Consider the following 7,207-nt stretch of genomic DNA (forward strand, 5'->3'; position numbering starts at 1 on the left):
CTACACGACGCTCTTCCGATCTGTCCGGCGGACGACGGCGGCGGGGGACTGGTGCTGCTGAACTGCCCGTTCCATCGCCTCGCCGCCGGGCACGCAGACGTGGTGTGTGCCATGAACGGAGCTTTTCTCGGCGGGGCCTCAATGGCCCTGGGGATCGAACCGGGCCGGATCGAAGCGCTCGCCATTGAAGATCTCAGGGAGCAGGGCGGCGCGCGGCCCGGGCAGTGCTGTGCCCGTGTTCTTCCATCGTGACCGGGCTGCCTGAGTGACCCTGCCTGCCTGAAGCGGCGGCGGGCGGTCCGGTTTGGGCCCTGCCGCTGGGGTGGCCGGCGTTGCGGGCCTGGCCCTTGATTCCGGTCAGCAGCACGCCGGCGATCACCAGGAGGCCGCCAAGGATCTGCACGAGGGTGAGCGGGGTCCCGAACAGCACGGTGATGATCGCGGTGAAGACCACCATCAGGTTGAGGTAGTTTCCGGCGGTCCCGGACGGGGTGGTTTTCAGCGCCAGGTTCCAGAGGAGATAGGAACCAAGGGACGGGAACAGGGCGATATACGCCATCGACCAGCCTTCGGCAGCGGTGTCGGGAAAACGCACGTTCATGGCGAGGGCAAACGGCGCCAGCGTCACGGTTGCGATCACCACCTGCACCGCTGTGGCCGCGATGGGCGGCACAGCCAGCCGGCGGGCAACGATGGTGTAGAAGCCCCAGACGATGATCGCGCCGATCATCATGAGCTCACCGGTGTTGATGGCGAGGCTGACCACGCGGGCCAGCTCGCCCTGGGTCAGGACCAGCAGCACACCCAGCAGGCCCAGGCAGATGCCGAGCCAGCCCAGCCGTGTGGTCTTCTCACCGAGCAGGACGATCGCCATGACCACAATGAGGGCCGGGTTTGCGGCCGTCACCAGGGAGGCGTTCATCGCGGACGTGAATCCGAGCGCGCCGTAGAGCAGCAGCGTGTAGCCGCTCATGCCCAGGACACTCAGCAGCAGAAGCACGGGCCAGCGGCGCAGCACCGCGCCCCAGTCGGGCCGTTCGATGAGGTGGGCCAGGATCAGCAACGGCACGGCGGCCAGGCTCCAGCGCCAGAAGGTCAGGTCCAGCGGGGTCATGGAGGCTCTGGCGGCCTGTCCGACGACGAAATTGCCGGACCAGAACAAGGTGGCCAGCACAAGGCAGAGTGGCGCTTTCACCGCTTGAATGTACACCAGCCCAGTGCCCGTCACCGTGCTCTTCACTGTGCCTCAGGCCGGTGCCTTCGCCCTGACACTGTGCCTTTGCCCTGACACTGTGCCTTCGCCCTGGCGCCGCGGCGGCCCGGGCGCGCAAAGGTAGAATTGGGCTGTGCCTGTCTACCTCGATCACGCCGCCACCACCACCCTCGCCCCGGAAGCGCTGGCCGCACTGACGCGCGAACTGGCCCGGACCGGCAACCCGTCCTCGCTGCATGGATCGGGCCGCCGTGCCCGGCGCTCCGTGGAGGACGCGCGGGAAGTGCTCGCTGCGGCCGCCGGCGCCCATCCCTCGGAGGTCATCTTCACCTCCGGCGGGACCGAGGCGGACAACCTGGCGGTCAAGGGCCTGTACTGGGCCCGCCGTGCCGAGGACCCGGCGCGGACCCGCATCCTCTGTTCCGCCGTCGAACACCACGCGGTGCTGGACACCGTCGAATGGCTCGAACGGCATGAAGGCGCCGAAGTGTGCTGGCTCCCCGTGGATGACGCGGGCGTCGTGGACCTGGCCGTGCTCGAAGCCGAGCTGTCCCGGGATCCGGGCTCGATCGCACTGGTGAGCGTCATGTGGGCCAACAACGAGGTCGGCACCATCCAGCCCGTCGCCCGGGTTGTGGAACTGGCACACGCCGCCGGCGTACCCGTCCACTCCGACGCCGTCCAGGCCTTCGGCTCCCTGCCAGTTGACTTCCGCGGGACGGGCCTGGACGCCATGTCCGTCTCCGGGCATAAGATCGGCGGACCGGTCGGCGTGGGCGCGCTGATTCTGGGCCGGGCGGTGAAGCTGACCCCGGTCCAGCATGGCGGCGGGCAGGAACGCGACGTCCGCTCCGGGACGCTGGACACGGCCTCGATCGCCGCGTTTGCCGCGGCCGCCGAGGCCGTTGCCGCGGGACTCCCCGAGGAAGCCGCCAGGATCGCGGCCCTTCGCGACCGGCTGATCGAGGGGGTCCGTGCGGCCGTCCCCGAAGCCGTCCTGCGGGGCGCCCCGGGCGCCGGGCGGTTGCCCGGCAATGCGCATTTCACGTTCCCCGGCTGCGAAGGGGACTCGCTGCTGTTCCTGCTGGACCTCGCCGGCGTCGAATCCTCCACGGGCTCCGCCTGTACCGCAGGTGTTCCGAGGCCCTCCCATGTGCTGCTGGCGATGGGCCTGGACGAGGACACGGCGAGGGGGGCGCAGCGCTTTACGCTCGGGCATTCCTCAACCGACGCCGACGTCGATGCCCTCCTCGCGGCGTTGCCGGGCGCCTACGCCCGGGCCCGCCAGGCCGGCATGGCCGGGCATGAGTCCAGCATTCAGACCGCCGGAACGGTCGCGCGCGAGGCCGCCCGTCAAGCCCCCGCAGGGAGCTAATCCAGGAGCTGATCCAGTGGTACCGAGGAGTCGGCAAGCGGGCCCGGGCTCACGGCGGTGCGGGCGTTGATGAGCGCCTTGATCGCCTTCTGCGGCTTGGCGGCCCGGGGCCAGTTGACATTCATTCCGGCGATCACCTGGCCTTCGCGCTGCCAGAAGGCAATGAACTCCTTGTCCTCGAGCGAGCCGCGGATGACCGGCGGGCCGGCAACGAGCGTCGGGAAGCCCGAGTACTCCATGCTGACGTCGTACTGGTCCGTGTAGAAGTACGGAATGGTGTCCAGCGTGGCGTCGAGGCCGAGCATCGCCTTGGCTGCCACCTTGCCGCCATTCAGGGCATTGGACCAGTGCTCGCTGCGATGGTGTTCCCCGGTGAACGGGTGCAGGGCGTTGGCGACGTCGCCTGCGGCGAAGATCCCGGGCGCCGAGGTCCGCAGCGACGCGTCGGTGAGGATGCCGTTGCGGATCCCGAGCCCGGCCGCCTCGGCCAACCCGACCTCCGGCACAACGCCGACGGCGATGACCACGAGGTCGGCGGGCAGGACTTCGCCCGAGTCGGTGACCACTGCCGTCGCCCGTCCAAACCACCCCTGAATCTCGGCAGCGGACGCCGGAAGCCTGAACCGTACCCCGTGGGCCTCGTGCAGCCCACGGAAGAAGCCGCCCAGGTCCGGGCCAATCGCCGCGCCCAGCGGCACGTCCTCCAGCCCCATCAGGGTGACGGTGTTTCCATAGGTGCTGGCGGCCGCGGCCAGTTCCATCCCGATCCAGCCGGACCCGACCATGACCACGTGCAAACCGCCGCCGGCGAGGCGGGCGTGCAGGCGCCGGCTGTCCTCGACCGTCCGGAACGTGCTGACGCCCTCGAGCCCGCTGCCGGGCAGCGGGATGGTCCTGGGCCGCGCTCCCGTGGCAAGCAGGAGCGAGGCGTACTCCAGCCGCCGCCCGTCATCCAGAACCACGGCGCGGGCAGCCGGGTCCAGCGCCGTGACCTGGACGCCGAGCCGAAGGTCGATGTCGTTCGCGGCGTACCAGTCCTCGGGCACCACCGGCAGGGCGTCGTCGCCGGCCTTGCCCAGCAGGTACTCCTTGGACAGCGGCGGGCGCAGGTACGGCTGGTGGGACTCGGCGGCCACCAGCACCACCCGACCGCTGAAACCCTCCTCCCGCAATGTTTTGGCGGCGGTGGCGCCGGCCAGCCCGCCGCCCACGATCACGATGTTCCCGACAGCCATGTCCGCTCGATTCCCGCGTCGGCGCGCTTCCGTTTTCTAAAACCGCTTGTCCTGACGCTAGAAGGGGGAGGCGGTCCCGTCAAGGCCTTTTGGGGAGGATTCGGCGTGGCGATAGAATGGCGGGGCAGGCATTGTGCTATTTCCAGGGACCAGCAGTAGCACTGCGGTTCAACCCAGCAGTGAAAGCCCGGCAGTAGCCCAGCAGTGAAAGCCCGGCAGCACCGCAGCTGCGAACAGCAGCCCCGGAGCCTGTGACACCCCGAACCTAGAGAAAGCCAGTATGCGAGTTCTTGCAGCCATGAGTGGCGGCGTCGATTCCGCCGTTGCCGCCGCCCGCGCCGTCGAGGCGGGGCACGACGTCGTCGGCGTCCACCTCGCGCTGTCCCGGATGCCGGGCACCCTGCGAACCGGCAGCCGCGGCTGCTGCACGATCGAGGACTCCCGCGACGCCTGGCGTGCGTGCGACATCCTCGGGATCCCTTACTACGTCTGGGACTTTTCCGAACGGTTCAAGGAAGATGTCGTCCAGGACTTCATCGATGAGTACGCCGCAGGCCGCACCCCCAATCCCTGCATGCGCTGCAACGAGCGGATCAAGTTCGCCGCGCTGCTGGAGAAGGCCATCGCCCTGGACTTCGATGCCGTGTGCACCGGCCACTACGCGAAGGTCATCACGGACGCGGACGGCAACCCCGAACTGCACCGCGCTGCGGACTGGGCCAAGGACCAGAGCTATGTGCTGGGGGTGCTGACCCACGAACAGCTCAAGCACTCGATGTTCCCGCTGGCCGAGACGCCGTCCAAGGCCGAGGTCCGCGCGGAGGCGGAGCGCCGCGGCCTCTCCGTGGCGAACAAGCCGGACAGCCACGACATCTGTTTCATTCCCGACGGCGACACCGCCGGCTGGCTCGCCGAGAAGATTGAAATGACCACGGGGGACATCGTGGACGAATCCGGCGCGAAGGTCGGCGAGCACCCGGGCGCCAACGCGTTCACCGTGGGCCAGCGCCGCGGGCTGAAGCTCGGCACCCCGGCCGCGGACGGCAAGCCGAGGTTCGTGCTGGAGATCCGGCCCAAGGAGAACAAGGTGGTGGTGGGACCGGAGGCCCTGCTCGCCATCGACGAAATCCGAGGCATCAAGGTCTCCTGGGCGGGGCTGCCCATCGCCGAGGTGGCGACCGGCGAAGAGTTTGACTGCTACGCCCAGGTCCGCGCCCACGGCGACCCCGTCCCTGCCCGCGCACACATGGCGGACAACGAGCTTGTGGTCACCCTCACCGAGCCCCTGCGCGGCGTGGCCCCCGGCCAGACGGTGGTGCTCTACCAGGGCAGCCGCGTGCTCGGCCAGGCCACGATCGATGCCGCGCGCTCGCTGCAGAGGGCCGCGCTCTAGCCGCCCGCCCCACCGACTCCAGCAAAGGGTCCCGCCAGTTGGCGGGGCCCTTCGTCGTCTGTACCCTCCGTCGTCGTCAGACTACCCGGCCGTCCACGGCGCCCGGATGCGCAGGACCCTGCCGAAGATCCGGGCGGAATCCTGCAGAAAATGAGAGAAACCTTCGAATCGTGTAAATTTTGTGTCTCAACTCACAAAATGCAACGTTTCACCGAATGATCGTCTGGTTGAATCTAGGAATCAGCAAAGCGTGCCGCCCAACGAGTCAGTCGTTTCACTTCGGGCTGCGCTAGAACGCATCGAACAGAAAGTTCACAGATGGCAATGAACAAAAAGGCCTGGCACAGCGTCATCGCGCTGGCCGGGGTTTCCGCCTTTGCACTGACGGCCTGCACAGGGCCGACCGGGGGCGCTGGCGGGTCATCAGCCGCAGCAAGCGGTCCGATCGCCTACGGCACCACGGACAAGGTCACTGCCTTGGATCCGGCGGGCGCGTATGACAACGGTTCGTTCATGGTGATGAACCAGATCTACTCCTTCCTCCTCAACTCGAAGCCCGGCAGCGCAGATCCCGTGCCGGACCTGGCCGAGTCCGCGTCCTTCACCTCGCCGAACGAGTACACGGTCAAGCTCAAGCCGGGCCTCAAGTGGGCCAACGGCCACACGCTCGACTCCAAGGACGTCAAGTTCTCCTTCGACCGGCAGACCAAGATCAACGATCCCGCCGGTCCCGCGAGCCTGCTGACCAACATCGAAAGCATCACCGCCCCCGATGCCAACACCGTGGTCTTCAAGCTGAAGCAGGCGAACGACCAGACCTTCGCTCAGATCCTCAGCAGCCCCGCCGCGCCGATCGTAGACGATGAAGTCTTCCCGGCCGACAAGCTGCTTGACGACGACTCGATCGTCAAGGCCAAGGCGTTCTACGGCCAGTACGTGATCGACACGTACAAGAAGAACGAGCTGGTCAGCTTCAAGGCATTCCCTGACTACCAGGGGGTCCTCGGCAAGCCGGCCAACGACGCCGCCACGATCAAGTACTACGCCGACCCCACCAACATGAAGCTGGACATCCAGCAGGGCAACATCGACGTCGCGAACCGCAGCCTGAGCGCCACCGACGTCGATGACCTCAAGAAGGACTCCAAGGTCAAGGTCAACGTTGGCCCCGGCGGCGAAATCCGTTACATCACGTTCAACTTCGACACGATGCCGTTCGGTGCCAAGGCTGCCGACGCCGATCCGGCCAAGGCGCTCGCCGTCCGCCAGGCCATCGCGAACCTCGTTGACCGCCAGTCCATCGCGGACCAGGTCTACAAGGGCACCTACCTGCCGCTGTACTCCAACGTTCCCAACGGCTTCCTGGGCGCCAACGAATCGTTCAAGGACGCTTACGGCGACGCCGGCAAGCCGAGCCTGGACAAGGCCAAGAAGGTCCTGGCCGACGCCGGTGTGACGACCCCTGTCTCGATGAACCTTCAGTACAACCCGGACCACTACGGCAAGTCCTCCGGCGATGAGTACGCCATGATCAAGGACCAGCTGGAGAAGTCCGGTTTGTTCAAGGTCAACCTGCAGTCCACGGAATGGGTCACCTACAGCAAGGCCAGCCGCGCCGACGAATACCCGCTGTTCCAGTTTGGCTGGTTCCCCGACTTCAGTGACGCCGACAACTACCTGACCCCGTTCTTCCCGGAGGGCGGCTTCCTGAAGAACCACTACAACAACCCCACCGTCAACGACCTGATCAGCAAGCAGCTCACCACCGTCGATAAGACTGAACGCGAGTCCACGATCAAGGATGCGCAGAATGCCCTCGCCAAGGACATCTCCACGCTTCCGTTGCTCCAGGGCGCGCAGGTTGCCATTTCCGGCAGCGGTGTCAAGGGTGTCGATTCCACCCTCGATGCCTCCTTCAAGTTCCGTTTGGGAACTATTTCCAAGTAAGGCTGCAGCCCTGCTGTCCTGACCAGCCTGCGAGGCGGGGCGCC

Annotated in this window: 5 protein-coding genes; 3 read left to right on the forward strand and 2 right to left on the reverse strand. The window is 67.0% G+C overall.

Annotated features, from left to right (window positions below; all coding sequences use genetic code 11):
• Nucleotides 1–193: 193 nt before the first annotated feature.
• Nucleotides 194–1,195, reverse strand: a complete 1,002-nt coding sequence (locus tag Y706_RS0106685; protein ID WP_253906708.1) for a DMT family transporter — start codon at nucleotides 1,193–1,195, stop codon at nucleotides 194–196.
• Nucleotides 1,196–1,346: 151 nt separating this feature from the next.
• Here Y706_RS0106685 and Y706_RS0106690 point away from each other — a divergent pair, with 151 nt between their 5' ends.
• Nucleotides 1,347–2,588 (forward strand): cysteine desulfurase family protein, encoded by a 1,242-nt coding sequence (locus Y706_RS0106690; protein ID WP_028275991.1) that lies wholly within the window; start codon nucleotides 1,347–1,349, stop codon nucleotides 2,586–2,588.
• On the opposite strand, the gene Y706_RS0106695 is transcribed toward Y706_RS0106690, so the two are convergent.
• Nucleotides 2,585–3,823 carry an NAD(P)/FAD-dependent oxidoreductase gene (locus Y706_RS0106695; RefSeq protein ID WP_028275992.1) on the reverse strand — a complete coding sequence of 413 codons (1,239 nt, stop codon included), beginning with the start codon at nucleotides 3,821–3,823 and terminating at the stop codon, nucleotides 2,585–2,587. The two genes, Y706_RS0106690 and Y706_RS0106695, sit on opposite strands and share 4 nt — an antisense overlap.
• A gap of 280 nt (nucleotides 3,824–4,103) precedes the next feature.
• Here Y706_RS0106695 and mnmA point away from each other — a divergent pair, with 280 nt between their 5' ends.
• Both mnmA and Y706_RS0106705 read left to right on the forward strand, forming a co-directional pair.
• A complete protein-coding gene (mnmA, locus tag Y706_RS0106700; protein WP_084475964.1) occupies nucleotides 4,104–5,216 on the forward strand; it encodes a tRNA 2-thiouridine(34) synthase MnmA in 1,113 nt (370 codons plus the stop codon).
• Between the two features lie 318 nt (nucleotides 5,217–5,534).
• Nucleotides 5,535–7,163, forward strand: coding sequence for an ABC transporter substrate-binding protein (locus Y706_RS0106705; protein WP_028275994.1), 1,629 nt, complete (start codon nucleotides 5,535–5,537; stop codon nucleotides 7,161–7,163).
• Nucleotides 7,164–7,207: the final 44 nt, after the last annotated feature.

Source organism: Arthrobacter sp. I3 (assembly GCF_000520575.1).
In the GTDB taxonomy this organism is placed as follows: domain Bacteria; phylum Actinomycetota; class Actinomycetes; order Actinomycetales; family Micrococcaceae; genus Arthrobacter; species Arthrobacter humicola_A.

Excerpts from the sequence above, each read along its gene's own strand:
- mnmA (WP_084475964.1), top strand. The coding sequence starts at position 4,104 with ATGCGAGTTCTTGCAGCCATGAGTGGCGGCGTCGATTCCGCCGTTGCC.
- Y706_RS0106705 (WP_028275994.1), top strand. The coding sequence starts at position 5,535 with ATGGCAATGAACAAAAAGGCCTGGCACAGCGTCATCGCGCTGGCCGGG.
- Y706_RS0106695 (WP_028275992.1), bottom strand. The coding sequence starts at position 3,823 with ATGGCTGTCGGGAACATCGTGATCGTGGGCGGCGGGCTGGCCGGCGCC.